Origin of the sequence: Streptomyces sp. FIT100 (genome assembly GCF_024584805.1) — a bacterium.
Taxonomy (GTDB): Bacteria; Actinomycetota; Actinomycetes; order Streptomycetales; family Streptomycetaceae; genus Streptomyces.
In genome coordinates this window covers 6,362,379-6,386,759 of the sequence record NZ_CP075715.1, presented here as the reverse complement: position 1 = coordinate 6,386,759, position 24,381 = coordinate 6,362,379, and the positions used below count along the sequence as shown (strand labels likewise).

Sequence of the window (24,381 nt, the reverse complement as noted above, 5' to 3'; positions counted from 1 at the left end):
CCTGGCAGCAACCGGAGCAAGACTCTCGCTGCGGCGGCCGTCCCGGGCTAGCCACCGCACAGCCCGCGTCCCGCCACGCTGATACCAGTGGAAATCTGATACGCAGTACCTGTTGACGCCGAGGTCGAGGACCTGCGCGATACCGCTCAATGGCACATCTACAGCACGTGATGCTCGGCCATGATGCCTACCAGGCTCTCCTATTTCAGCACGACCCCGCGCCCGATACGTGCCGCATGACCGAGCTCAACGGCCTTCACTTTTCCGGCCAGATAAGAGTCGCTTCCCATCCCGGCATGCTCTGGGCCCAGCGTGCCTTGTAGCACTCGTTCCACTCGATCGGACGGTCCTGCCGTGCCTCAAAGAACCGGACCGTGCTGCCGAAGTCCTTCTTGGTGTCGTTGGGCAGCATGCACACCTGCCCTGTGTCCGGATGGACACTGACACCCTTCACACCACACAAGTACCCGAAGCGTCCCGACACGTCCTCAAACCTGTCCAGCGGATCGGCGCCTGGGCGGCATAGGAACAACCGGGCGTCCGTGGACATGAGGAAAGTGTGCTCGTCACCCGGAACGGGTGTGATGTCGTGCAGCCCTTCCCACCAGTTGCTGTACCGCCTCAAATCGGCCCACTCGGGTCGGTGGTATTTGTCAGGGACCTCGGGCAGAGATTCTGGATAGGTGTCGACCGGGTAGGTTTCAGGCTCCCCGAGCACGCCCGTCTCTAGGTCGAAAGGGTACTTACGGACCATCCCGTGTCCGCCCGGCTTCTGCGGGCTTTGGCTGTGCCCGGCCGCCCAGAGGACCGACCGGCTTTCATCCCACAACAGACTGTGCGCGGCGTAAAATTGTTCGCTCCACACCACCCCCTGGCCGATCCGGTGCAGCTGAATCCGGTCGGTGCCCGGGGAGGAACTCGCGATCAGGCCGTCCGGCAGGAGCTCCACACCGTGAAGGCCATTAGCCCCCGTGTCGACGGCGTAACAGGCAAGGGCATCAGAGTCCTTCCGGTAAGGAACCACCATCACCCAGGTTCCGCCGCAGAGCACCATGTACTCATTGCCGAACGCATCGCGTCGCACCTTGGCATCATTGGCACCATTGAAACCCCTGTACCGAGAACCGGGGTTCCACTCCCAGACGAAGTTTTTCCCCCTCCAGTCCCGGGTGGTCGTATCGTAGACTCTTAGCGTGTCACCAGTGACGATCACTTCAGTTTCGCGCACAGGCTCCATTTTACTCATCTCGCATTTCCTCTCTTCCTGTTGGCCTTCAGCCGATCGCGGACGGCCACACGTGAGGCGTTCGCCGCCCGGGGGCCAGACAACCTGAGTCCGCCCGTGGGTCAGGGTGAGATTTCCCCCTCAGCTTCTTCAAAGGTGTCTTTCCTCCTACTGGCGTGTCGGATCGATCAATTCCACTGAATCGGCGGGTTTCAGTGTGCGGGATATCCGGCTCATCTCACTGTCATGGATGGTTACCGCGTCGAGGATGAGTAGCGAGGCCACTGTCTTATCCCGCGAGTTGGCATCGAGGTACGTCCGTACCGCTGCAACTGACGCCTGGTGGTCGTCGGTCACCGCCGCCTGATCCAGCACCTTCAGCCCGAGCGAAAGCCACTCGGCGCATGCGGCCTGCCAGGAGTTGTTGAGATCACGGATCACGGCTCGCTCGACCGACTCACTGCTTCGTCCCGGGGTGTACGGCTCGAACAAGGGCACCCACGACTCGCCCCTGCCTAGGTGGATCGAGGTCGGGGGGTACCCCAGCGCGATCATGAACAGGCTGCACGGCACGCACGAGGCCAGCTTGGTTGTCTCGGTCCCCACCGTGATCTCGTATGGCGTAGTGCTAGGGCCAAGCGCATACGCTTTGTATATCGCCTGGATCATGCCATGCGTGTAGCCCACGATGTCCGTCAGGGCCGGTTCGCCCTCGAAGACCATGCCCTGTGCCTTCATCAGGCCGGTGACCTGGTCGGCCTCGTTCAGCGCGTTCGTCGGGTTGGATAACCCTGTATTCGGCAGATTCTGCGCCTTGTCGCCCCCGATCATTCCCCAGGGAACATGTGAATCCTGTGTGTTTCGCCGCAGGCGCAGGCCCCACAGGGCACTTGAAATTGGAGGCAGCCACCGTGGGCACAGTATCGGTGTCTCGTGCAGGACGTCCGGTTTCGGAGCCAGGAAGCGGACCGTGGACAGCGGGCCGACCGGATCCGTGTCGCCAGTGGAATTCCAGTTGTCGACAAAGCCGGTGTAGGCTCCACGCCCTACATACTGCGGAAGTTGCTCGTTTCGGATCTTCTCGTATAAAACCTTGCCCTGGGGTGACAGCACCGGTTCGTTCACCGAGTCGGGTGTCTTCTGGCCGGCAAGGTGATAAACGCCGACAATGACCGCGCCTTTGGTGTATAATGGGGCAAACCCCGCATCGACGGTGCCAGGCAGTAGCAGATTGTTCCGGCTAAGGTAGCCTACGGAAGCACTATTGAGTCGTTGGACGACCTCCTTAAAGGGCTCCCATTCCTTGTCCTTGTCCCGAGGGTCCATATCGAACCGGATCGGGACCTGATTCTTGATGTGCCAGGTCGCAAGACCTAGCACTGCGGCAGTCATGATGGCATCGGCCTCAATGCCTGGATTGGAAGTTCCATAATCCGTCACGATTCCACGCGTCTGACGGTGTGGCATATTCAACTCCTTTTCCAAGGAAGGTGCTGGCGGGCCACTGCAGGCAGTCGTCCGTCAGGCCGCTGGTGGCCTGGCCAACTGCCACACGACGGCCGGGTCCTCGGGCGAGCCGAAGTCTTGCGGTCACGGCCCTGTGACGGTATGCGCTCCGTGTGTTTCGATAAAGTCATCTATTTTCCGCATATGGAAAGTCTCGCCGACGTATCCCTTGACGGATCCGACTTCAACGCCTGCCGAAAATGTTCTTACTGTCGGGAATGTGGTGACGTCAAGTTTTCCGCTGTACGGGGAAATTCCTCATGATTCGGCACGGCTTCCTTCCACACCGCCACAGGCTGGGCTCACTCTGGCTGGGCACGGCATATTTGGTCTTAAGACCGCGTTCTACATGGTGAGGTTGCGGAAGTATTTGCAGTGTCGGTGCACTCGCGAAAGTGCTCAGCCAAGTAGAGGTAAGCGCGCTCAGTCGTCAGGCAACCTGGTGTCTCGCTCGATGGCAGCGAGTTCTTGAGCCGGTAGCTGGGGCCGTTGATCGAGACGGCGTCGCAGTGGTGGAGAAGCCAGGCAAGGTTGGTGGTGGCCAGGACTTCGTCACCGAAGACCTGGCCCCATTTCGTTTGGAGATCACCTGGAAGACCAGGTTCGCCTCCGCCCATTCGAGCGGCTGGTAGCCGACTTCATCCACAACCAGAACGCTCGGGCGGAGGTAGGTGCCGAGCTTGCTGGCCAAATGCCCCGCGGCTTCGGCTGCTGTGAGGTTGCGGACCATGTCGTCGAAAGCTGGTGAAGTAAATCGAGTAGCCAGCCCGGCAGGCTGCGACCGCGAGGGCCACGGCGATGTGCGTCTGCCGAATCCAGGCGGACCGGGTAGTCCAGCGTTCGCCTTGGTTTCGACGAACGAGAGAGTCGCCAGGTCCTTGACCTTGCGCGGGTCGAGGTCGGGCTGGAAGGCGAAGTCGTACTCGTGCAACGTCTTGTGATGAGGCAGCCTTGACAGCCGCAGGCCCTGGCGGAAGCTGCGGTCGTCGCGGACTACTGAAGATCAAGAGTGTGGCCGAAACCTCAGGCCCACGCACACAAGATGTGAGCCTCGATATGAAGAGTGACACGATGTGCGAAAATCGTCAACATGCACCTTTTCGTGCATGCAACGGCCGTCACTGACGACAGACACGATCTGTCGCGCCCGGGCATACCCCCGATGGCGGTGAGACGGTATGTGGCGTGGCAGGCTGGTGCCGGCGGGCGACCCAAAGGAGTCAGGCTCCGGCAACCCTCGGGTGACAAACAGCCACTCCAACCCGGACAGAGCGTTCTACCTCTAATGTCCTGAGCCGGGTATTTGCTGCGTAAGTCGGTGCTGGTTCGGCATGATGTCCGGATGGCGAGGACGGGACGGCCGAAGGCCGAGCTGGTGCTGACCGACGACGAGCGTGAGACATTGGCCCGCTGGGCCAGGCGTCGGACGTCCTCTCAGGCGCTGGCCCTGCCGTGCCGGATCGTACTGGAAAGCGCAACGGGCGCTTTGAACAAGGATGTTGCGGACCGGCTGGGCGTTGAGGCGCACACGGTGAGCCGGTGGCGGGCCCGGTTCGTGCGGGACCGCCTCGAACCGCGTCCGGGCGGGTCCCGGAAGATCACCGACGGCCAGGTCGAGGAAGTCGTTGTCAGGACGCTGGAGACCACGCCGAGGGACGCCACGCACTGGTCGACGCGGTCGATGGCCAAGGAGATGGGCCTGTCGCAGTCGGCCATCGCGCGGATCTGGCGGACCTTCGGCCTCAAGCCGCACCTGGTCGACACCTTCAAGCTCTCGAAGGATCCGCAGTTCATCGAGAAGGTCCGTGACGTGGTCGGGTTGTATCTCGCCCCGCCCGAGCACGCACTGGTGCTGTGCGTGGACGAGAAGACACAGATCCAGGCCCTGGACCGGTCGGCACCCGTGCTGCCGATGATGCCGGGCATGCCCGAGCGCCGCACCCACGACTACGTGCGCGGCGGCGTCACCACCCTGTTCGCCGCGCTGAACACCGCCACCGGCGAGGTGATCGGCCAGATCCACCGCCGGCATCGCGCCGTGGAGTTCAGAAAGTTCCTGATCCGGATCGACAAGGAAGTGCCCGACGAGCTGGACGTGCACCTGATCTGCGACAACGCCTCCACGCACAAGACGCCCGCCATCCAGCGGTGGCTGGCCGCACACCCGCGCTTCAACGTGCACTTCACCCCCACCAGCAGCTCCTGGCTCAACCAGGTCGAGCGGTGGTTCGGGCTGCTCACCGACAAGCAGATACGACGAGGCGTCCACAAGAACGTCCAGGCCCTGGAGAAGGACATCCGCTCCTGGATCAAGACCTGGAACGAAGACCCGAAACCCTTCGTCTGGACGAAGACCGCGGACGGATCCTCGAACGCCTCGCCGGATATCTGAACCGAATTCCCGGGGACTGTAGGACGTTCGGTGTAACTCCGGATCATGGAAGATGCATCGATGACCACTGAGAACGTGTCCGGCTCCGAGGCTGTCGAGCCCGTGGAGGCTGTGCCGGCGAAGGCCGTGGACGACCAGTTGATCGAGGAGCTGGTGGGCCGGGCCCAGGCCGAGGGGCTGCAGTTGACTGGCGAGGGCGGGCTGCTGCAGCAGCTGACCAAGCGGCTGCTGGAGTCCGCCCTGGAAGGCGAGATCACCGACCACCTCGGCTATGACAAGCATGACCCGGTCGGCAAGAACGGCGGCAACTCCCGTAACGGCAAACGCTCCAAGACCGTCCTGACCGACGTCGGCCCGGTGGAAATAATCGTGCCCCCGCGACCGCGACGGCTCCTTCGAACCGAAGATCGTCAAGAAGCGCCAAAAGCGCCTGGCCGGCGTCGACGAGATGGTCATCTCGCTGGCCGCGAAGGGCCTGACCACCGGCGAGGTGCAGGCCCACCTGGCAGAGGTCTATGGCGCGGAGGTCTCCCGGCAGACCATCTCCACCATCACCGACAAGGTGCTGGAGGGCATGGCCGAATGGCAGAGCCGACCTCTCGACGCCGCTTGAGTTCTATCGGTGCTTGCGAACGCTCCGGAAGGAGAGCGTTCGGATGCCGAGGTACGCCCCCAACAAGATGCCGAGTTCGGTGAAGAAGCGGTACTTCGAGTTGCTCAGGGAGGGCTATAAGGGTGCGGCTGCCGCCCGGGTGGTGGGGGTCTCGGCCAGCTGTGGTTCGAACTGGTTCATCGAAGCTGGAAGCATGATCGTCCCCGACACCGGCCTGATATCGCCGCGCTTCCTGACCCAGAACGACCGCATCGCCATCGCCGACGGGCTCCAGGCCAAGCAGACCTTCAAGGAGATCGCCGCGTCGATCGGGAAGAGCTTTCAGACCGTCTACCGCGAGATCAAGCGCAACGCGAAGCCGGACGGCAGCTACCACCCCTGGTGGGCCCACAACCAGTCCCTACTGCGGCGTCGCCGTCCCAAGGAGGAGAAGATCCGCGGCAGCGAGCCGCTGCGTACGCTCGTGCGCGAGAAGCTCACCGAGAAGTGGTCGCCGCAGCAGATCGCGCGTTACCTGGCCCGCGAGTACGCGAATGACGTGATGATGCGGGCCTGTCCGGAGACGATCTACCGGGCCCTGTTCGCCGGCATCCTCGGCCGGTGCGAAGCCAAGCTCCGCACCGGCCGCACCCGCCGCAAAAGACAGCGCCGAGGCGTCCCCACCCTGAACAAGATCAAGAACATGACGCTCATCCACGACCGTCCGACCGAGGTCAACGACCGCACGGTTCCCGGACATTGTGAGGGCGACCTCATCATCGGCCGCGGCCAGGGCTCGGCGATCGGCACCCTGGTCGAGCGCACCACCCGCTATGTCCACCTGATCCACTTGCCGCATGGCTGGAAGGCCCCGCAAGTCCGGAACGCGCTGATCACGCAAACCGCGCACATCCCGGCACGGCTGAAGAAGACACTCACCTGGGACCAGGGCCGTGAGCTGACCTTGCACGAGGACATCGAGGCGCTGACGGGGTTCCGGATCTACTTCTGCGACCCGCACTCGCCCTGGCAGCGCGGCACCAACGAGAACATGAACGGCCTGCTGCGGCAGTACTTTCCGAAGGGCACCGACCTGTCCGTCCACACCGCCCAAGGCCTCCGCGAAGTCGCCCGCCAGCTCAACCACCGCCCCCGCATCACACTCGGAGACAGGACCCCCGCCGAGGCCATGCGAGAATACCTGTCAGGCCTATTGACCAGGTGATTCGCAACCACTGATGGAAACCGCCCCGTCTATCCGGTGGTCTTCATCGACGCCATCCACGTGAAGATCCGCGACGGTGCGGTGGCCAACCGGCCCATCTACGTGGCCCTGGCCGTCACCACCGAGGGCCGGCGCGAGATCCTCGGGCTGTGGGCCGGCGACGGCGGCGAGGGCGCCAAGCACTGGCTGCACATCCTCACCGAAATCAAGAACCGCGGCGTGAGCGATGTGCTGATGCCGGTCTGCGATGGGCTCAAGGGCCTGCCCGAGGCGGTGGAGACGGTCTGGCCGCGAACGATCGTGCAGACCTGTGTGGTACACCTGCTGCGGAACTCCTTCCGCTATACCGCCCGCCAGGACTGGGACAAGATCGCCAAGCTCCTGAAGCCCGTCCACACCGCCCCGACCGAAGAGGCATCCCTGGACAGGTTTTCCGAGTTCGCCGAGGTCTGGGGCCGGAAATATCCGGCGATCGTGAAACTGTGGGAGAACGCCTGGGAGGAGTTCACCCCGTTCCTGCGGTTCGACACCGAGATCCGCCGCATCGTCTGCACCACCAACGCGATCGAATCGGTCAACGCCCGCATCCGCCGAGCGGTCAAGGCCCGCGGACACTTCCCGAACGAGCAAGCCGCCCTGAAGTGCGTCTACATGGCGATCATGTCGCTCGACCCCACAGGCAAGGGCCAGGCCCGCTGGACCATGCGCTGGAAGACCGCACTGAACGCCTTCGACATCACCTTCGACGGCCGCCTCTCCGCGGTCCGTCAGTAACCATCAACCCCAGTTACACCGCTCGTTTGACAGACCCCCACCTGGTTCGACTACCCCGACGGCACCGACAAGATCCACACCTACGTCAGCCTGAGCAACGGCAACGGCACCTTCGCCCCGCCCAAGCAAGCCTGGAGCGTGCCCGCCGGCACCATCACCTACCAGTCCATGCAGATGGTCCCCGGTGACTACAACGGCGACGGACTCGACGACCTCGGCGCCATGTACAACAAGAACGACGGCACCGTACGCATGTTCACCTGGCTCGCCAACCCCGACGCCACCTTCCAGCCCATCAAGACCAGCTGGACCGACAGCTGGGACTACAGCCGCACCAAATTCGTCAACCGCTACACCACCTGATCCACCCCACGTGCCCCTGGCAGCAACCAACTGCCAGGGGCACACCCCATCCGCTGCCGTCACGCATGCAAGGCCCGGCGCCAGAGTCTGTCCGATACCGGCGGCGGCAAGAACGACGTCGTCAGCCGCATCACCGTCGCGCCCTCTACCGCTACGCCAGAACCGGAACCATCGACTCCGGCGTCTAGATCGGCGCTGGCTGGAAGCCCTTCGCCGACATCCCGCTGTTGCATGAGCAACGTCCGAGTGTGCGGCCCTGGACTGTGGGCCGCCGGCAGGGGATACGTATGGTCGTGGGCAGCAGCGCGCCATCGGCAAGCGCGTCGTACGCCTGCGGCAAGCAGACCGACACGGGCTGGCCGCTGCAGGCAGTCGAGCGCCTGGAGGGAGTACAGCGCCCCAGCTGGGAGCGGCCCCCGATCGCCCGACAGGCACCTCGGCCAGTGTCCTGCGGCGTGACTCATTCGCGAGGACTCTGGGTATCGAGGACGCCTGCGTCCGGGCTATGGGCGGACAAGGTATGGGCGGCTGACACCCAAACCATGGACAGGCCCTCCCCGCAAGCACGAGATCGGCGAGGGCCCATCCGGACCTAGGATCGGTCAGCCCTGGTCCTCGTCCGGCGCCAACCGCAGCGAGATCGAGTTGATGCAGTACCGCTGGTCGGTCGGCGTGGGATACCCCTCGCCCTCGAAGACATGGCCCAGGTGTGAGCCGCACCTCGCGCAGCGGACCTCCGTGCGGACCATGCCGTGGGAGCGGTCCTCGATCAGCTCCACCGCGTCCGTGTCCTTCGGGTCGAAGAAGGACGGCCAGCCGCAGTGGGACTCGAACTTGGTGTCCGAGGTGAAGAGGTCCGCGCCGCAGGCGCGACAGGAGTAGACGCCCTTGGTCTTGGTGTCCGTGTACTCACCGCGGAAGGCGGGCTCGGTGCCGGCCTGGCGCAGGACCTGGTATTCCGCGGGGGTCAGCTCCGCGCGCCACTGCTCGTCCGGCTTCTCGACGTCGTACGCCATCACACGCTCCTCAGCTCGACAGGCGGGCCAGGATCTGCGGACCGAGGTCCGTCACGTCGCCCGCGCCCATGGTGAGAACCAGATCGCCGGGTCCGGCCATTCCCGCGACCACGTCCGGGACGGTGGACTTGTCGTGGACGGGGGTGACGGTGGCACCGGCGGCGAGGGCGGCGTCGGTGATCAGGGTGCTGGTGACGCCCGGGATCGGGTCCTCGCGGGCCGGGTAGATGTCGAGGACGACCGAGGCGTCGGCGAGCGCGAGGGCCTGGCCCATCTCCTTGCCCAGCTCCTGGGTGCGGGAGAAGAGGTGGGGCTGGAAGACGACGAGCAGGCGGCGGTCGCCGGCCGCCGCGCGCATGGCCTCCAGGTCGGCGGTCATCTCGGTGGGGTGGTGGGCGTACGAGTCGATGACCTGGACGCCCGCGGCCTCGCCCTTGAGCTGGAGGCGGCGGCCGACGCCGGTGTACGCGGTGAGGGCGGCGGCCAGGGCGGCCGGGTCGATGCCCAGACGGGCGGCGGCGGCGAGGGCGGCGGCGGCGTTGTGGGCGTAGTGGCGGCCGGGGACGGAGACCGTGAAGGTGAGCTCGCCGTGGTCCGGGAGGGCGACGGTGACCTCGCTGGTCATGCCGTGCGGGGTGATCGCGAGGATGCGGACGTCGGAGTCCGCGGTCTCGCCGACGCGTACGACGGTCAGGTCGTCCCGGGCGGAGACCCGCGACGCCAGCTCCCGGGCGCCCGCGTGCTCGCCGACGACCAGGGTGCCGCCGGCCGGGATCTTGGCCGTGAACGCCTCGAAGGACTCGTAGATCTCGTCCATCGACGCGTAGTTGGCGTGGTGGTCGAGCTCGACGTTGAGGACGATCGCCACGTCCGGGTCGTACTTCTGGAAGCTGCGGTCGCTCTCGTCCGCCTCGGCGACGAAGATCTCGCCCTCGCCGTGGCGGGCGTTCGTGCCCGGTCCCGCGAGGTCGCCGCCGATCGCGTACGACGGGTCGAGGCCGAGTTCGCTCAGGGCGACGGCGAGCATCGACGTGGTCGTGGTCTTCCCGTGGGTGCCGGCGACGGCGATCGTGCTGCCGCCCCGCATCACGGCCGCCAGCGCGTCGGAGCGGTGCACGACGGGCACGCCCAGCTCGGCGGCGCGGACGAGCTCCGGGTTGTCGGGGCGGATCGCGCTGGAGACGACGACGCAGGAGGCGTCGTCGGCGAGGTGCTCGGCGGCGTGTCCGATGTGGACGGTCGCGCCGAGCGCCCGCAGGGACTCCGCGGTGGCGGACTCCCTGGCATCACTGCCCGCGACCTTGGCACCCCGCTGGGCGAGGATCTTCGCGATCCCGGACATCCCGGCGCCGCCGATGCCGATGAAGTGCGGCCGTTCCATGGCGTGAGGGATGCCGGATGCCATGCGTGTGTCTCCCAGGGTGTGCGGCGCGAGTGTGCGGTGGTGCGAGGTATCACGTCGAGACGTCGTGACGTCGAGGCGTCATGGCGTCGTACGAGGGCCCAGCCTATTCGCTGTGCGCGAAGAGCTTGAGCACCGGTACGCCGACCTTGTGCCGCGCCCGGGAGGCCCAGTCGCGGTGGAAGAACTCCTCCACGTAGTGGGGCGCGGTGAGCACGATCACCTCGTCGGCACCGGATTCCTCGACGACGGACTTCATCTTGTCGAGCGGATGGTCCTCGACGACCTGGCCCACCGCCTCGCAGCCTGCCGCCCGCAGCTCGGCCAGGGAGTTCTCGAGGGCGAGCTCCGCGATCTTCCTGGCCTCCTCGCCCTCGGGGACCTCTCCCTCGCGGACGGCGTCCTTGAGCTCGCCCATGGCGACGTCGTCGATCGCGCGCAACAGGAGATCCGCCTGGTCCCCGCGCGGCTGCATGAGCACGATGAACGAGATCGGCTCGGCGCCGTGCAGGGTCGTGACGAATTCCACGTCCACGGAGGTGAGCGGCTTCTCGATCATCAGAACGCTTGTGAACACGTCGGGAACCCTTCTGCGGAAACCATCCTTCCCCGTGTCCGCACGGGGTCTGAGAGTATTAGTGCCCACCCGGAGCCAACCGGAACGAACAATTCCGCTGCTTGTCAGATCCGACGGTAGCGGGCGAAGAGGAACCCGGCCTCCTCCAGCAGCGACGCCAGCGCGAACCGCTCGGGCACCGCCACCGACGGCCCCCCGGCGATCCGCTGGGCGTCCCCCGCGGTCAGCGTCGGCGACACGGTCAGACACATCTCGTCCAGCACCCCGGCCGCGATGAACTGGCCGAGCAGCCTCGGCCCGCCCTCCGTGAGCAGCCGCCGCAGGCCCCTCTCGGCCAGGGCCCGCACGGCGCGGGCGGGCTCGACGCCGGGCCCGTCGCCGGCGACCACCACCTCCACCCCCGCCTTCCGGGCCGCGGCCAACCGCTCCGGGGCGGCCGCCGCGCCGGTCAGGACCAGCGTCGGCACCAGGGGCGAGCTGAAGAGCGGAAGGCCGAAGTCCAGCTCCAGGCTCGCGCTGACCACGGCGATCGCGGGGGCGGGGCCCTGCCCGGCGGCCTCCCGGCGCTCCGCGAAGACCTCCCGGGCGCGGGCCGGGCGGTAGCCCTCCTGGCGTACCGTCTCGGCGCCCACGACCACCGCGTCCGCCAGCGCCCGCAGCGTCCCGAAGATCCGCATGTCCGTGTCGGAGGAGAGCGGCTGGGAGCGGCCCCCGTGCTGGGCGGCCCCGTCCAGCGAGGTGACCATGTTGGCGCGCAGCCACGATCCGTCCCCGGCCGGATACGCGTACGCGTCGGCCAGCTCGTCCAGGCCCCACTCCCGGTCATGGGCGTCGGCTGTCGGGTCGCTCACAGGGAAAAGACGTCGCATGTCGCGCAGTGTGACACGGCCCGTAGAGTTGGGGACTGTGCCGACCACGCCCCTGACCGAAGCCGTCCCGCTGTCTCTGTGCGCCCGCGAGCCCCATGTCCCGGCCGACCGTCTGGTCGCCGAGATGGTGCCGCCGCCGCGCTTCGACTCCGTACGCTTCGACACGTACGTCCCCGACCCGAAGCAGCCCAGCCAGACCGAGGCGGTCACCGTGCTGAGCTCGTTCGCGGCGGGCCTGGGCGGTGCGCACGCGACCGGGAGCGGCAGGCGCCGCTGGTTCGCGAAGAAGCCGGCGGCCCCTGCGGCGCCGCGCGGTGTCTATCTGGACGGCGGCTACGGCGTCGGCAAGACGCATCTGCTCGCCTCGCTCTGGCACGCGACCCCGGCCGAGCCCGCCCTGAAGGCGTTCGGCACGTTCGTGGAACTGACGAACCTGGTCGGCGCGCTCGGCTTCCAGCAGACCGTGCAGACGCTCAGTGGGCACCGGCTGCTCTGCATCGACGAATTCGAGCTGGACGACCCGGGCGACACGGTGCTCGTCTCGACGCTGCTCGGCAGGCTCGTGGACGGGGGCGTGGCGCTCGCGGCCACCTCCAACACGCTGCCCGGCAAGCTCGGCGAGGGCCGGTTCGCCGCCGCCGACTTCCTCCGCGAGATCCAGGGCCTGTCGGCGCACTTCCGGCCGCTGCGGATCGACGGCGAGGACTACCGCCACCGCGGGCTGCCCGAGGCCCCGCCGCCGTTCACGGACGAGCAGGTCACCAAGGCCGCGTACGCCGCCCCCGGCGCCTCGCTCGACGGCTTCCCCCAGCTCCTCGAACATCTCGCGCGGGTCCACCCGAGCCGCTACGGGGCGCTGACGGACGGGCTGCGGGCGGTCTGCCTCACCGATGTGCAGCCGGTCCCGGACCAGTCGACGGCGCTGCGGCTGGTCGTCCTCGCCGACCGGCTGTACGACCGCGAGATACCGGTCCTCGCCTCGGGCCTCCCCTTCGACCGGCTGTTCAGCGACGAGATGTTGAACGGCGGTTACCGGAAGAAGTACTTCCGGGCGATCTCCCGGCTGACGGCGCTGGCGCGGGACGCGAAAGGGCTTGTGGACCAGTAGGTTGGGGCCGGTTGGAACCGATTCATGGACGTCATTGAGAAGGGATCCATCATGGCCACCACGCGTACGGCGCACACCGTCTGGGAAGGCGAGCTGCTCAAGGGCTCGGGCGTCGTCACCTTCGACTCCTCCGGCATTCCGAGCCAGCCCGTCTCCTGGCCCTCGCGCGCCGAGCAGGCGAACGGCAAGACCAGCCCCGAGGAGCTGATCGCCGCCGCCCACTCCAGCTGCTTCTCGATGGCGCTCTCGCACGGCCTCACCGGTGCGGGCACCCCGCCCACCCGGCTGGAGACCAAGGCCGATGTCACCTTCCAGCCCGGTGAGGGCATCACCGGTATCCACCTGACCGTCGAGGGCGAGGTACCGGGCCTCGACGAGGAGGGCTTCCAGGTCGCCGCCGAGGAGGCCAAGAAGAACTGCCCGGTGAGCCAGGCGCTGACGGGTACGACGATCACGCTCAGCGCCAAGCTGGCGTAACCCTCGTCCGGCGGCTCTCCGGCCCCGCACGGTGTGCGCACCGTGCGGGGCCGTGCTGTGCGCACCGTGCCGGGCTCGCGTGCCGGGCTCGCGTGCCGGATCGTGCGCGGCCCGCGTGCCGGACCTGCGCCGCGTCGAGCTCGGCCCCGACGCCGGCCCCGGCCCCGGCCCCGGCCCCGGCCCCGGCTCCCGCCCCGGCCCCGGTGGCGTCGTTCCTCGTGAACCTCCTCTTCCTCCACACCTCGCTCGCGGCGGCACCCGATCCGGCGGAGGATCGGAAGGCCGGACCCGCGCGGGAAGGAAGAGCCAGTGGCGACGAAGAACACGAAGAAGAAGGACGACAGGCCCGACCGGCTCCGTGATCTGCTGCGCGTCCCGCCGGGCGCGGAGACCGACCTCGCCGCGTACGACGCCGAGGCCGTCCCGGCCGGCCCCGAGGACAAGGCCGCGGGCGTCGCGGCGACGGCCGCCATGGCCGAGCGCCTCGCGGAGCTCCAGGAACGCCTGTACGCGGCGGGCACGGCCGGCGACCGCCGCCGGCTGCTGCTGGTGCTCCAGGGCATGGACACCTGCGGCAAGGGCGGCACGGTCAAGCACGTGATCGGGCACTTCAACCCGGCCGGCTGCCGGGTCAGGGCGTTCAAGGCCCCGACCCCCGAGGAGCAGGACCACCACTTCCTCTGGCGGATCAACCGCGAGCTGCCGCGCTCCGGCGAGATCGGCATCTTCGACCGCTCGCACTACGAGGACGTGCTCATCGCCCGGGTGCGCGACCTGGCCCCTCGGGAGCGGATCCGCCGCCGCTACGACGAGATCAACGCGTTCGAGAGAGCGCTCGCCGAGGACGGTGTGACGCTGATCAAGGTGTTCCTGCACATCTCGTACGAGCAGCAGCGGCGGCGGCTGCTCCAGCGGCTCGACAACCCGGACAAGCACTGGAAGTTCAACGTGGGCGACATCGAGGAGCGTGCGCTGTGGCCCGCGTACCAGAAGGCGTACGAGCTGGCCCTCACGCGCTGCTCGACGCCCGAGGCGCCCTGGTACGTCGTGCCGGCCGACCGCAAGTGGTACCGGAACTGGGCGGTCAGCCGGCTGCTCCAGGAGCATCTGGAGGAGCTGGATCCGCGGTACCCGGCGGGCGGGTTCGACGTGGAGGAGAGCAGGAAGCGGCTTCTGGCGCCGTGACGCGGAAGGCGCCGTAAGGGCGGAAAGCACCGTGAGGGCGGAAGGCACCGTGCACGGGCAACCGACTGCCCGGGGCCCCGGATTGTGCACCGGGGCCCCGGGGCCGTGTCAGTTGCCGGCGGGGGCGTCTATCCCCGCGCCCGGCTCCTCGCCGGGCTGTCCGCCGGTCTCCCCACCGGGTTCCTCGCCGGGCTGTCCGCCGGTCTCCCCACCGGGCTCTTCGCCTGGCTGTCCGCCGGCACCCGCCCCGATCTCCGCGCCGACCGCCGCGAGTGCGGTGGTCACCGGCTGGAAGAACGTCTCGCCGCCCGAGGTGCAGTTACCGCTGCCGCCCGAGGTGAGACCGATCGCGTCGCCGTCCGGAGTGAACAGCGCGCCACCGCTGTCGCCGGGCTCCGCGCAGACGTTCGTCTGGATGAGACCGGTGACCGTGCCCTCCGGGTAGTTCACCGTGGCGTTGAGCCCGGTGACCTGGCCGTCGCGCAGCCCGGTGGTGCTGCCCATGCGGAAGACCTCCTGGCCGACGGCCGCTTCGGCGGCCTGCCGGATCTCCACCAGCTGCCCGTCGCCGGCGTCGACGGCGCTCGGGGCCTCGGTGGCCGGGTCGTCGTACGTCACGAGCGCGAAGTCGCCCTCGCCCGGGAACACGGCGTCCTGGACGGTGCCGATGGGCGCTCCGCCGGCCTGCTCCGACCACTGGTCGGCCGCGACACCGCAGTGGCCTGCGGTGAGGAAGCCGGGCTGTCCGTCCTGCGTCGTGACGTTGAAGCCGAGCGAGCAGCGCGCGCCGCCGCCGAAGATGGCGTCGCCGCCCTCGATGAAGGGCTTGAACTCGCCCGTGGACTTCTGGATCCGGGCCATGCCGTCGCCCAGCGCCGCGACCGCCGCTTCGACCCGGTCCCACTTCTCGCCGGTGACGGTGCGGTCCGCGGTGACGAGGATCCGGTTGGTGCGCGGGTCGACGGCCCAGGCCGTCCCCGGTACGGCGGCCCGACGGGACAGCGAGTCGGTGGCGGACGCCAGCTCGGCCGAGCTGTTCTCCACGCTCCTGACCACCGCGCCCGCCTCGCGGACCCGCGCGTCGAGGTCGTCGCGGGCGTCGTCGCCGCCGGCGACGTTCACGACGAGCTGCTGCTTTCCTGCGTCGTAGTACGCGCCGCCGTAGGAGTCACCGAGCTGTTCGCCCAGTTGCCGGAGCAGCTCCGAAGCGGACGCGGCGGTCATCTTTCTCGGGGCGGCGGACCGGTCGTCCTCCGTCCCGGACTGCGAAGCGTTGGCTTGCGGCAGCAATATGGCCGCTGCGGCGATGCCCACCGCCCCGGCTCCCGCGAGTATCGCCTTCCGCTTGGGTATTCGCCTGTGACTCAACTCTTCGCCTCCTGCGGGGGTACGGACTCCGGTCGCCGAGAGGGACGACCGGGGGACGCGTCCGGCCCTTCATACGGATGGCAGGAGGTGTTCTGTTCATCGCCGCTGCAAAGAAATTTTCTTGACGCCTCGTCAGGATGCCACTCGCACCGGCATCTGCACGGGACTGGGCCTCAACCGGCCGACGCCCTCTGCGGTGTCGCCTCGCTGGGCCTGACGATCACGAAACCCTGCCCCTGGAGCATCAGCTGCACCGCCTCGCCCGAACCGCCGCGCAGCATCGAGCCGATGGACTGCGAACGGTGCAGCGACGTGTTCAGCTGGGCGCTCCAGCCGACGACCGCGTCCGTGTCGACGTACACCGGCTGCTCGGGCGTGACGGGTATGACGATGGGGCTGCCCTCGCAGATGACGCCGAGCTTGCCGTAACCGGTGAAGACGCTGTTGAAGAGGCCGCCGCCGGTCATCCCGGCGCCCTTCACGGTCCTGATCTCGTACGACAGGGTCGAGTCGAAGCACAGCACGTTGCGGCCGTTGATCGTGAGCGCGTCGCCCTGCTCGATGTCGACGATGAAGCAGCTCGCGGCCTCGTGCGCGAACCACGCCTCGCCCTGGCCGCGCACCGCCATCAGCGCCAGCCCCTCACCGGTGACCGCACGCTTGAGCATGCCGCCGATCCCCTGGCCCTTGCGCTCGAACTGGAGATTCCCGCGGAAGGCGACCATCGCGCCCTGCCGTGCGAGCATCTCCCCCTGGACGGCGTACTTGATCGACTTGGAGTTCTGCAGGCTCATACCGGGGACGGTCGCCTGCTGCGCCATGTGCTCACTGGCAAAGAGATCGCTCTTCATGCGGAGCATGGTCACCCGGAGCTCCCCATTCCGCCAATATCCCTGCCGGGCCGGGCCCCGACGGGCGGCTGGCAGACTGGGACGGGTGAACACCACCGACAGCCCCTTCCACCACGAGGAGACCTCGCGCGACGAGGCCCCCCAGTACGCACTCCCGCTCGTCGTCCGGATCGAGAAGGACGCCCCGCCGTCCCGTACCGACGCGCTGGAGACCGCGGCGCGCGCGGTGCTCGTGCTCCTCTCCGACGAGCGCTCGCTCGGGGACGGCGAGTGGGCGCAGGCCATGCGGGACTGGCAGGACGCCCGGATCCGCAAGGTGGTGCGGCGGGCGCGCGGAGCGGAGTGGCGCAAGGCGTCGGCGCTTCCCGGGATCACGGTGGCGAACGGGTCGGCGGAGGTACGGGTGTTCCCGCCGGTGCCGGTCGACGCCTGGCCCAAGGAACTGGCGAAGCTCCAGGTGTCGGGAACGGAGCTGGAGGACCCCGAGCAGGACCCCGAAGAGCCGCCGTCGCGCTTGGCCGAGGAGGCGCGGGTCTGGCTCAACCCCGGTCTGCGGATGTCGACCGGCAAGGAGATGGCACAGGTCGGCCACGGCGTCCACGTGCTGTGGTGGGACATGGACGAGACCGCCCGCAAGGCGTGGCGCGAGGCCGGCTTCCCGCTCTCCGTACACACCGCGGATGCCACCGAGTGGGCCCGGCTCACGACGAGCGGGCTGCCGACGGTCCGCGACGCGGGCTTCACGGAGATCGCGCCGGGGGAAACCACTGTCGTTGTCGAAGGGGGCGGCCGTTTTGTGCACCGACCTGCGTGATCGGCGCTCGTGAGCCTGTGGACGAGCCGTTCCGTCTCCGAGCGAGTTCGATGGACGGCACCCCCATGCCTCCCTGCCCCGCGATGGCAACACGGCAGTGGCACGATTGGATGCCTGGAGCCGTAGTCAGGGCCGTCGAGGTCCGAGCACGTCCGCGAAGTCCTGCCTGGGCGCGACGTCGGTTTGCGCACACGTCAAGCGCTTCCAGCCACGCAGGTCCTCCTCTGCCGGAAACCAGCGAGTGAAGGCCGCCTGCCAGGCAGGATCGTAGTCGCCCCGGCCGACGATCATGTCCAGCACCAGAGGGGCGAAGGCACGGGCCTGGATCGCCGGATCGGTGAAGCGACCGGCCATCAACGCGCCCAGCCGCGCCCGCGGCTCACCCGCCACCACATCCCGCTCAATCCAGGTGCGGAGCACCACGTACGGCTCACCGTCGCGGATCTGCGGATCGGGATCCCGCAGCGCCTCGGCCAACTCGTCCAGAAACTCCGAAAACGGGATGCCGACCGGCACAGAACAGTCGTCGGTATACGAGGCGCGCCAGCGGGCCGCATCAACCCGGAACGGGCGACCAGCCGGGGCGGTCTTCATCATGCGCCGACGATTCGCGAACCGGGCCCGGTCTGTCAAACGGCTTTCTCCCATCACGAGCGGCGTCCACCAGCCGCCCACAACACCCCGCCGGGTAGGCGTGGCATGACCGAGACCGGCCCCAGTCAGTCAGCTGCTCATGCGTCGCCTCGTAGGCGGCGGTCCGAAGGTCCCGTCGTGGCTTGAGGGTTCCATCAGTCGGCGGGTCTTCTCCCGGCGGCCCAGGCCGCGGCCGCCTGTGCAGGCACCGCGGAGCAGGGCTGTGGGGCCGCTAGGGAGTGTCTTCGAAGTGGCGTCGTCCGCCCGAAGGGCGGGCCCGGAGGCGTCTGGTGCGTGCGATCGCAAGGCGGAGGATGGAGTCCATGCGGTGGGGGCACCTCCCATGCCCGAAGGGCCACGGGGGACATCGGCGACCGACGACAACGCAGCGTGGGGGGCACCTCCCGTGCCCGAAGGGCTACGGGGGAGTGCGTGCCAGGCGTCGCCGGGCAGACGGGACTTTGAAGACACGACCTAGCGTGGCAGGTGGGGGTGGTCTGCGTCGGCGGTCGGCAAGGGACCCGGTGCGGTCGCGCGGTGGTAGGCGGTGGTGACGGGTGAGAGGTGGTCGGGTGGGCTGCCGTGCAGGATGAGTTCGTTGGCACCGGCGTCGAGGTATTCGGCCAGCCGACGGGCGCAGACGGCGGGGGGACCGGTTGCGGTGGAGGCGGTGAGCCAGCTGTCCGGGATGAGACGGGCCGGCCCGGCAAGTTCCTGGGGACGGTACTTCTCGTCGGCCAGTGCCTGGTCGAGGTCGGCCAGCAGGGGGTGGACGCGCAGCCGTGCCAGGGGGGCAGGGTCCCAGCCGTTGAGGTGGGCGATGCGTTCGCCGTGTGGGGACGGGTGCAGGTAGCCGACAGCGCGGCCGGCGATGATGTCCCGGTCTTGGGGGGCGGGGTTGGCGATGGTGATGACCGTGGCGTAGACGCGGAGTGCCGCGGGATCCCGGCCGGATGCTGCGGCGGCGCTGCGGACGGTGGCGGTCATCTGTGCCACGGCCTGTGGGGTGAGGAAGGCGGGGAGGATCACTCCGTCGAAGTGCTGTCCGGCAAGCCGGAGCGAACGCGGTCCCAGGGCTGCCATGAGGAGGGGGGTGGGTACGGTCTGTGGCGGTCCGGCGAGCTTGAGGCGGGGGTAGTGCCCGGCGGGCCCGTGGTAGGTGACGGTGTCGCCGGCCCACAGGCGGCGCAGGATGACCGCGATGTCGACGACTGCCTGGGCGGGGGTGGTGGGTGTGACGCCGAGGCCGGCAAGCCAGGGGCCGCCACGCCCCAGCCCTAGGAGGAACCGCCCCTGTGTGAGGGTCTGCAGGGTACTGGCCAGGGAGGCGAGGACAGCCGGGTGGCGGATATGGAAAGGGGTGATCGCCGATCCGATGTGCACGCGGGTGGTCGTCCAGCCGAGGGCGCCCGCCACCACGCCGAGGTCGCGGTGGCCGAGGCGTTCTGAGATCCAGAGTGTGGCGAGTCCGATGCGTTCGGCGGCGTGGGCCTGGCTGATGGCGAGGCGTGGATCGGTGGTGCCGCCGGACAGCACGTACGACCCGAGCGGTAGCGGCGCCTGGGGCGAGGGGGTCATGGTGCCGCCAGGAGCGCTTTGAGGCAGAAACCTGTGGTGACGGCGCGGCTGCCCCACACACGGGCGTGGTTGTCCAGCAGCGGGATCGCCTCCCACGATCCGTCGGGGAACTGGCTGCCGACGATCAGGGCGAGCTCGTGGCGGTCGGGCGGGTGGCCGCAGTGCCCCAGAGCGAGCACGGCGAGTGCCCGGTTGAGCGGATCGGACGCCCTGGCCTGCGCGAGGAAACGGGCGGCCCGCCCGGCGGCCTGGCCGTGTCCGCCGTATGCGTGCAGTAGCCGCACCGCGGTGTAGGTGCTGTAGTACACGCCCACATACCAGGAGGCGCGCCAGAACCCCATCGGCTGCTGCCGCTGGACCAGCCATGTGACTGCGGGGCCGATCAGGGAGCCCAGGGCGCAGGGCCCGACATGTCGCTCGTACAGCAGGGCCCCGAACATGAGGTTGGCGACCACTTCCGCATCGCGCCCGGTGTCGTCCCTGCCTCGGCCCCAGACCTTGTTCAGTGCGGTGCGCCGGTGCGGGTCCGGGTCCTCGCAGAAAAAGGTGCTCACCGACCCGTCTTCCCAGGCGTTCGCGGCGGCCAGGGCGAAGGCGTCGTCGAAGTCCTCGGGAAGGGCGTGTCCGGCCCGGACGAGTACCTGCGCGATCGCACCGAGGCTGTCGCCGTCGTAGGGCAGCGGGGCGAAGCCGGGAAAGTAGCGCCAGGACCGTCCGTCTTTGCTCGTGCGCAGGTAGGCGGCGTTCTCCTCGATCAGAGGCCCGCAGTCCCCGTGGCCGGCTTCGACCGCGTCCTGGAGCGCGTCGGTGATCAAAGCGATCTGGAAGGCCTTGCCCTCGCACCGGAACCGGGAGAACTTGTGGAGATACGCGGCCGGCATGCCGAAGCGCGCGGCGTACAGTTCCACGAACTTCGCCGCCGAGTACGCGCCCATGACATGTGCCGCGTCCGGGTATGCGGCATCGTGCTGCCTGACCAGGTAGGCGATGGCCCGGGAGACGGCGTCGTCGAGGGAGTTCACCGGGCCTCCTGAAAACCGGGGCCTCGCGGTCGGCGGTGGACGATCAGCGGCATGGCGCTGGGCATGGGGATGAGCCGAACGATCGGCCGCGCGGGTGGACCGGATCCCGGACACAGGATGAACTGGCGAAGTATGACGCCGAGGATGATGGCCATTTCGGCGCGGGCGAACTGTTCACCCGCGCATCCGCGAATACCGGCCCCGAAGGGGATGTACGCGTCCCGGTGGATCAGCGCTGCACGTTCGGGCGCCCAGCGGTCCGGGTCGAACTCATCCGGGCGCGGGTACAGCGACGGGTCGCGTTGCAGAGCGTAGATCGAGAACAGCACGGTCGAGCCGACAGGCAGGAGATGCCCTCCCAGTTCGACATCCGCGACAGGACTGCGCATGAGCATCCACGTCGACGGGTGCAGGCGCAGTGTTTCGGCTATCACCTGCTGCAGAAACCGGAGCTTTCCCAAGTCCTCGAAGACGACATCCCGCTCGCCCAGCTGCTCCTCCAGCTCGGCCTGGAGGCGCTGCTGGATGCGCGGGTGCCGACTCAGCAGGTAGCACGCCCAGCTCAGTGCCCCGGCGGTGGTCTCGGTTCCGGCGATGAGCATGGTGACGACCTCGTCGTACACCTGCTCATCGCTCATGCCTTCGCCGGTCTCCTCATCGCGCGCCGCCAGCAGCGCCGCCAGCAGGTCCGCAGTGCCGGCGTCGGCATCGGCATCGGCGCCGCGGGAGCGGTATTCGGAAATGATGTGCTCGATCACGCGGCGCATCTGGGAAAGCGCCCTGGCGAAGCGGTAGTTCATGACGGTGGGCAGCTTGTCCAGGAGGTCGATCGGTGCCACGGCGCGCCTACCGAGTCCTTCCAAGAGGACGGGCAGCGAGCGGTACACGGCCGCAGCCCCGTGGTCACCGATCCGGGTGGAGAACAGCACCCGCGTGACCGTGTCCAGCGCCACGTCGAACAGTTCCCGGTCCATGCGGATTTCCTGGCCATCGCGCCAGGTCTCCACCCGAGCGTGCGCGATCTCCCGCATCGTGACCGTGTACTGCTGGATGTGCGCCCGGCGCAGCAGCGGCTGGATGATCCGGCGCTGCCGCAGATGGAAGTCGCCCTCCGACGTGAACAAGCCGTTCCTGGCCACCAGCCGCCCTTTTTCGAACATCCTTCCTTTCGCGAAGCTCTTGGCTTCGGTGGTCAGCATCCGGCGGATGAGGTCCGGATGGTTGACCGCGTACGCATCCCTCGGACCCAGCCGGAACGCGACGATGTCCCCGTATGTCCTCAGCGCTTGGACGAACTCCAGTGGCCGGGAGCGCAGCTGCAGCGCGTGCCCGAGGAACGGGTGGCCGCCCGGCATCCGCGGGATCCCCGCCCCCGGCGTAGGCCCTCTCGCCTGCCGAGGGGGCCGTGCGCAGTTCACGCGGCACCGGTCTTGCGGGCCTTGAAGTAGGACAGGATGAGATCGCCCCGGTCGATGGCCTTTCGGATCAGGTCGAGTGCGTCGATCATCATCTCCATCTGAGCACCCGACTTCATCGATGAGACCCCCTGCTTGGCATCGGCGAAGCGCTCGAAGTTGGGTTTGATATCTCCCATCTGGTCGTACGGCGTTACGAAGTCCACAGTGAAGTCGAAGGCTGCCATATTCCGACGGAATTCTGCGACGGAGATGAGGTCGGGGATGGCCACGGTCTGACACATCGGCTCGATGACTTCGTCGTAGCGCTCGCGGTCCAGACCGTCAGGGACGAACCAGTCCATGCCGATGAAAACGCCGCCGTCTCGTAGGACACGCGCGATTTCCGCATACGCTCCTCTCTTCTCGGGCGCGTGACAGATGGCCTCAAAGGTGCAGACACCGTCGAAGTGCTGGGCCGGGAAGGGGATTTTCATCATGTCTCCGACGGCGAAGTCGACGAGGTGCCGGTTCGTCGAATCGCATTCCCGGGCGGCGACGTCGATCTGGGCCGGTGTGATGTTGAGGCCTGTGAGGTGAGCACCAGTCATGACGGCCACCGCCTTCGTAGGGCCGCCGATTCCGCACCCGACGTCCAGGACGCGCATTCCGGGTCGAAACCCTGAGTCGTCGGCCAGGCGTTGCTGCTGGTGTAATTGAGCTTCGAGAAGACTCTCCTCACCGTTGAACCAGGTGAAGTGGAATGAGTCGGTCCAGATGTGACGGTAGACCGGTGTCACGATGCCGTAGAAGGCCGGCACCGCCTCCGCGTACCGGTTGGTACGTGCCTGCCGGTCGGCGACAAGTTGCAGGTAGTCAGTCAATTCCATGATCGTCTCCAAGGGTGAGCGTGTCGCTGTAGGTGAATGCCTGGTGCGGTTCGTTTGTGACGTGGGTCCAGCCGTCGGGCACGGGGATGGGTGACGCCAGGTGGAGCGGTGTCGTTCGCGACCATCTCAGGGGCATGTAGGTGACGAGTGCGGCACTGGTCATGTAGCGCAGCAGGAAGCTTTTCTGGCCCGCTGTGATGTCTGACGCATGTGCGGTCAGTCGGTACAGCCTGGTGAACAATTCCAGGCAGGCGTTCACCCTTTGCATGTGATCGCCTGGAAGGTAGGGGAGGATGTTACCTGTCTCGTCCTCGTGCGTATGCCGCAGGAAACCATGGACGTCAAAGCTGACGATGGCAGCTTCCAGGGTGTCGAAGATTCTCTTTTCCGGTATGTCTCGGATTTCTGTTCCGGAGGCCACAGCAGCCATCAACATGACGCCGTAGTAGCATCCCTCGGCCGTCCGCCACCGTAGATACTCGCGGTAGTCCGTGCGATTGCGACGCACTTGCTCGACTGCGTCCGGGAATTGCGTAGAGGAAGATGATTTCCTGCGTTGGGCGGTGAGCGCGCGCACCTGCACTCGTAGGCAGTCGCGGATCTGCTGCGCGGTCCATGAATCAGTGGCAGCCGATGCCCGCGAGATCCAGTCATTGACCGAGTGTCCGCACAGACGCTTCGCGAAGATGTCTTCGTATCGATCCTGGACGCTGTAGGAATCATTGAGTGCGGTCAGGCCCATCAGGAGGGCCAGGGACTCCCGGTCCCGATCCGTGGGGCCTGATGGCGAGAGCAATTCCAGCATGACGCAGCCGACTTCAATGGCCTCACGGTCGACTCGCTCATTGACCCACCACTCATCCGGGCTGTCGCGCATCGCCGTATGGATTTCCGGGTAGGAGTCGGGGTGCTCTCTGGGGCCGATCAGGTTGCTCCAACTCGAACCGTTGAGAACCCAGGCAGTCGCCTCTCCCCAGCGGAATGAAGGCGCACGCGAGCTGTGGGGTCCTTTCACGGCCGACCTCCTCGCATTCTTTCGTCGTTCCCCGAGTGCGGAACAGCAGCGCTCCACACGGCAGACAGGTTCCTTCGCGCGAGGAGAAGGCGTGAACCACCGGCG

Annotated in this window: 21 protein-coding genes and 3 pseudogenes; 9 read left to right on the top strand and 15 right to left on the bottom strand. The window is 67.6% G+C overall.

What is annotated here, in order from left to right; genetic code table 11:
* Positions 1 to 256: 256 nt before the first annotated feature.
* From KK483_RS28680 to KK483_RS35555, 3 genes are all read right to left on the bottom strand, one after another.
* Complete coding sequence (locus tag KK483_RS28680; protein WP_262008107.1) at positions 257 to 1,246, bottom strand: hypothetical protein; 990 nt, start codon at positions 1,244 to 1,246, stop codon at positions 257 to 259.
* A 147-nt stretch (positions 1,247 to 1,393) separates the two neighbouring features.
* Positions 1,394 to 2,692 carry a hypothetical protein gene (locus KK483_RS28675; protein WP_262008106.1) on the bottom strand — a complete coding sequence of 433 codons (1,299 nt, stop codon included), beginning with the start codon at positions 2,690 to 2,692 and terminating at the stop codon, positions 1,394 to 1,396.
* Positions 2,693 to 3,369: 677 nt separating this feature from the next.
* Positions 3,370 to 3,525 (bottom strand): hypothetical protein, encoded by a 156-nt coding sequence (locus tag KK483_RS35555; RefSeq protein ID WP_399015201.1) that lies wholly within the window; start codon positions 3,523 to 3,525, stop codon positions 3,370 to 3,372.
* Between the two features lie 548 nt (positions 3,526 to 4,073).
* Here KK483_RS35555 and KK483_RS28665 point away from each other — a divergent pair.
* The 5 genes and pseudogenes from KK483_RS28665 to KK483_RS28645 all read left to right on the top strand — a co-directional run bounded on the left by KK483_RS28665 (position 4,074) and on the right by KK483_RS28645 (position 8,077).
* Positions 4,074 to 5,194: pseudogene (locus tag KK483_RS28665) on the top strand (IS630 family transposase).
* A pseudogene (locus KK483_RS28660) lies at positions 5,184 to 5,727 on the top strand (transposase); the annotation flags it as partial. The pseudogenes KK483_RS28665 and KK483_RS28660, both read left to right, overlap by 11 nt.
* A gap of 52 nt (positions 5,728 to 5,779) precedes the next feature.
* Positions 5,780 to 6,940, top strand: a complete 1,161-nt coding sequence (locus KK483_RS28655) for an IS30 family transposase (RefSeq protein ID WP_262008104.1) — start codon at positions 5,780 to 5,782, stop codon at positions 6,938 to 6,940.
* Positions 6,941 to 6,958: 18 nt separating this feature from the next.
* A pseudogene (locus KK483_RS28650) lies at positions 6,959 to 7,714 on the top strand (IS256 family transposase); the annotation flags it as partial.
* Positions 7,715 to 7,786: 72 nt separating this feature from the next.
* Positions 7,787 to 8,077: a VCBS repeat-containing protein gene (locus KK483_RS28645; RefSeq protein WP_313879518.1), complete on the top strand. Its 291-nt coding sequence runs from the start codon at positions 7,787 to 7,789 to the stop codon at positions 8,075 to 8,077.
* Positions 8,078 to 8,679: 602 nt separating this feature from the next.
* Here the strand turns inward: KK483_RS28645 and msrB are convergent.
* From msrB to KK483_RS28625, 4 genes are all read right to left on the bottom strand, one after another.
* Positions 8,680 to 9,093, bottom strand: coding sequence for a peptide-methionine (R)-S-oxide reductase MsrB (msrB, locus tag KK483_RS28640; RefSeq protein ID WP_262008103.1), 414 nt, complete (start codon positions 9,091 to 9,093; stop codon positions 8,680 to 8,682).
* Positions 9,094 to 9,103: 10 nt separating this feature from the next.
* Positions 9,104 to 10,498, bottom strand: a complete 1,395-nt coding sequence (murC, locus tag KK483_RS28635) for a UDP-N-acetylmuramate--L-alanine ligase (RefSeq protein ID WP_262008102.1) — start codon at positions 10,496 to 10,498, stop codon at positions 9,104 to 9,106.
* A gap of 103 nt (positions 10,499 to 10,601) precedes the next feature.
* Complete coding sequence (locus tag KK483_RS28630) at positions 10,602 to 11,072, bottom strand: indole-3-glycerol phosphate synthase (RefSeq protein ID WP_262008101.1); 471 nt, start codon at positions 11,070 to 11,072, stop codon at positions 10,602 to 10,604.
* Between the two features lie 104 nt (positions 11,073 to 11,176).
* Positions 11,177 to 11,941 carry a pyrimidine reductase family protein gene (locus KK483_RS28625; protein ID WP_262008100.1) on the bottom strand — a complete coding sequence of 255 codons (765 nt, stop codon included), beginning with the start codon at positions 11,939 to 11,941 and terminating at the stop codon, positions 11,177 to 11,179.
* On the opposite strand from KK483_RS28625, the gene zapE reads away from it, so the two are divergent.
* The 3 genes from zapE to KK483_RS28610 all read left to right on the top strand — a co-directional run bounded on the left by zapE (position 11,940) and on the right by KK483_RS28610 (position 14,711).
* Positions 11,940 to 13,049 carry a cell division protein ZapE gene (zapE, locus tag KK483_RS28620; RefSeq protein WP_262008099.1) on the top strand — a complete coding sequence of 370 codons (1,110 nt, stop codon included), beginning with the start codon at positions 11,940 to 11,942 and terminating at the stop codon, positions 13,047 to 13,049. The two genes, KK483_RS28625 and zapE, sit on opposite strands and share 2 nt — an antisense overlap.
* Positions 13,050 to 13,100: 51 nt before the next feature.
* Positions 13,101 to 13,526, top strand: a complete 426-nt coding sequence (locus tag KK483_RS28615) for an OsmC family protein (protein ID WP_262008098.1) — start codon at positions 13,101 to 13,103, stop codon at positions 13,524 to 13,526.
* 309 nt (positions 13,527 to 13,835) lie between these two features.
* Complete coding sequence (locus KK483_RS28610; protein ID WP_262008097.1) at positions 13,836 to 14,711, top strand: PPK2 family polyphosphate kinase; 876 nt, start codon at positions 13,836 to 13,838, stop codon at positions 14,709 to 14,711.
* A gap of 108 nt (positions 14,712 to 14,819) precedes the next feature.
* Here the strand turns inward: KK483_RS28610 and KK483_RS28605 are convergent, their stop codons facing one another.
* Positions 14,820 to 16,079, bottom strand: a complete 1,260-nt coding sequence (locus KK483_RS28605; RefSeq protein WP_262008096.1) for a S1 family peptidase — start codon at positions 16,077 to 16,079, stop codon at positions 14,820 to 14,822.
* A 173-nt stretch (positions 16,080 to 16,252) separates the two neighbouring features.
* Positions 16,253 to 16,930, bottom strand: coding sequence for an AIM24 family protein (locus tag KK483_RS28600; protein WP_262008095.1), 678 nt, complete (start codon positions 16,928 to 16,930; stop codon positions 16,253 to 16,255).
* Between the two features lie 76 nt (positions 16,931 to 17,006).
* Here KK483_RS28600 and KK483_RS28595 point away from each other — a divergent pair, with 76 nt between their 5' ends.
* Positions 17,007 to 17,744 carry a peptidyl-tRNA hydrolase gene (locus KK483_RS28595; RefSeq protein ID WP_262009718.1) on the top strand — a complete coding sequence of 246 codons (738 nt, stop codon included), beginning with the start codon at positions 17,007 to 17,009 and terminating at the stop codon, positions 17,742 to 17,744.
* Between the two features lie 126 nt (positions 17,745 to 17,870).
* Here KK483_RS28595 and KK483_RS28590 read toward each other — a convergent pair whose 3' ends face one another.
* The 6 genes from KK483_RS28590 to KK483_RS28565 form a co-directional block, all read right to left on the bottom strand.
* Positions 17,871 to 18,341 carry a hypothetical protein gene (locus KK483_RS28590; protein WP_262008094.1) on the bottom strand — a complete coding sequence of 157 codons (471 nt, stop codon included), beginning with the start codon at positions 18,339 to 18,341 and terminating at the stop codon, positions 17,871 to 17,873.
* Positions 18,342 to 18,851: 510 nt separating this feature from the next.
* Entirely contained in the window at positions 18,852 to 19,955 is a 1,104-nt protein-coding gene (locus KK483_RS28585; RefSeq protein WP_262008093.1) for a TIGR03857 family LLM class F420-dependent oxidoreductase, read from the bottom strand.
* A complete protein-coding gene (locus KK483_RS28580) occupies positions 19,952 to 20,977 on the bottom strand; it encodes a hypothetical protein (protein WP_262008092.1) in 1,026 nt (341 codons plus the stop codon). The genes KK483_RS28585 and KK483_RS28580 overlap by 4 nt, the downstream gene beginning before the upstream one ends.
* Positions 20,974 to 22,332, bottom strand: a complete 1,359-nt coding sequence (locus KK483_RS28575) for a cytochrome P450 (RefSeq protein WP_262008091.1) — start codon at positions 22,330 to 22,332, stop codon at positions 20,974 to 20,976. The genes KK483_RS28580 and KK483_RS28575 overlap by 4 nt, the downstream gene beginning before the upstream one ends.
* 59 nt (positions 22,333 to 22,391) lie before the next feature.
* Complete coding sequence (locus tag KK483_RS28570; RefSeq protein WP_262008090.1) at positions 22,392 to 23,261, bottom strand: class I SAM-dependent methyltransferase; 870 nt, start codon at positions 23,259 to 23,261, stop codon at positions 22,392 to 22,394.
* Positions 23,248 to 24,276, bottom strand: a complete 1,029-nt coding sequence (locus KK483_RS28565) for a hypothetical protein (RefSeq protein ID WP_262008089.1) — start codon at positions 24,274 to 24,276, stop codon at positions 23,248 to 23,250. Before KK483_RS28565 ends, KK483_RS28570 begins: the two co-directional genes overlap by 14 nt.
* Between the last annotated feature and the right edge of the window lie 105 nt (positions 24,277 to 24,381).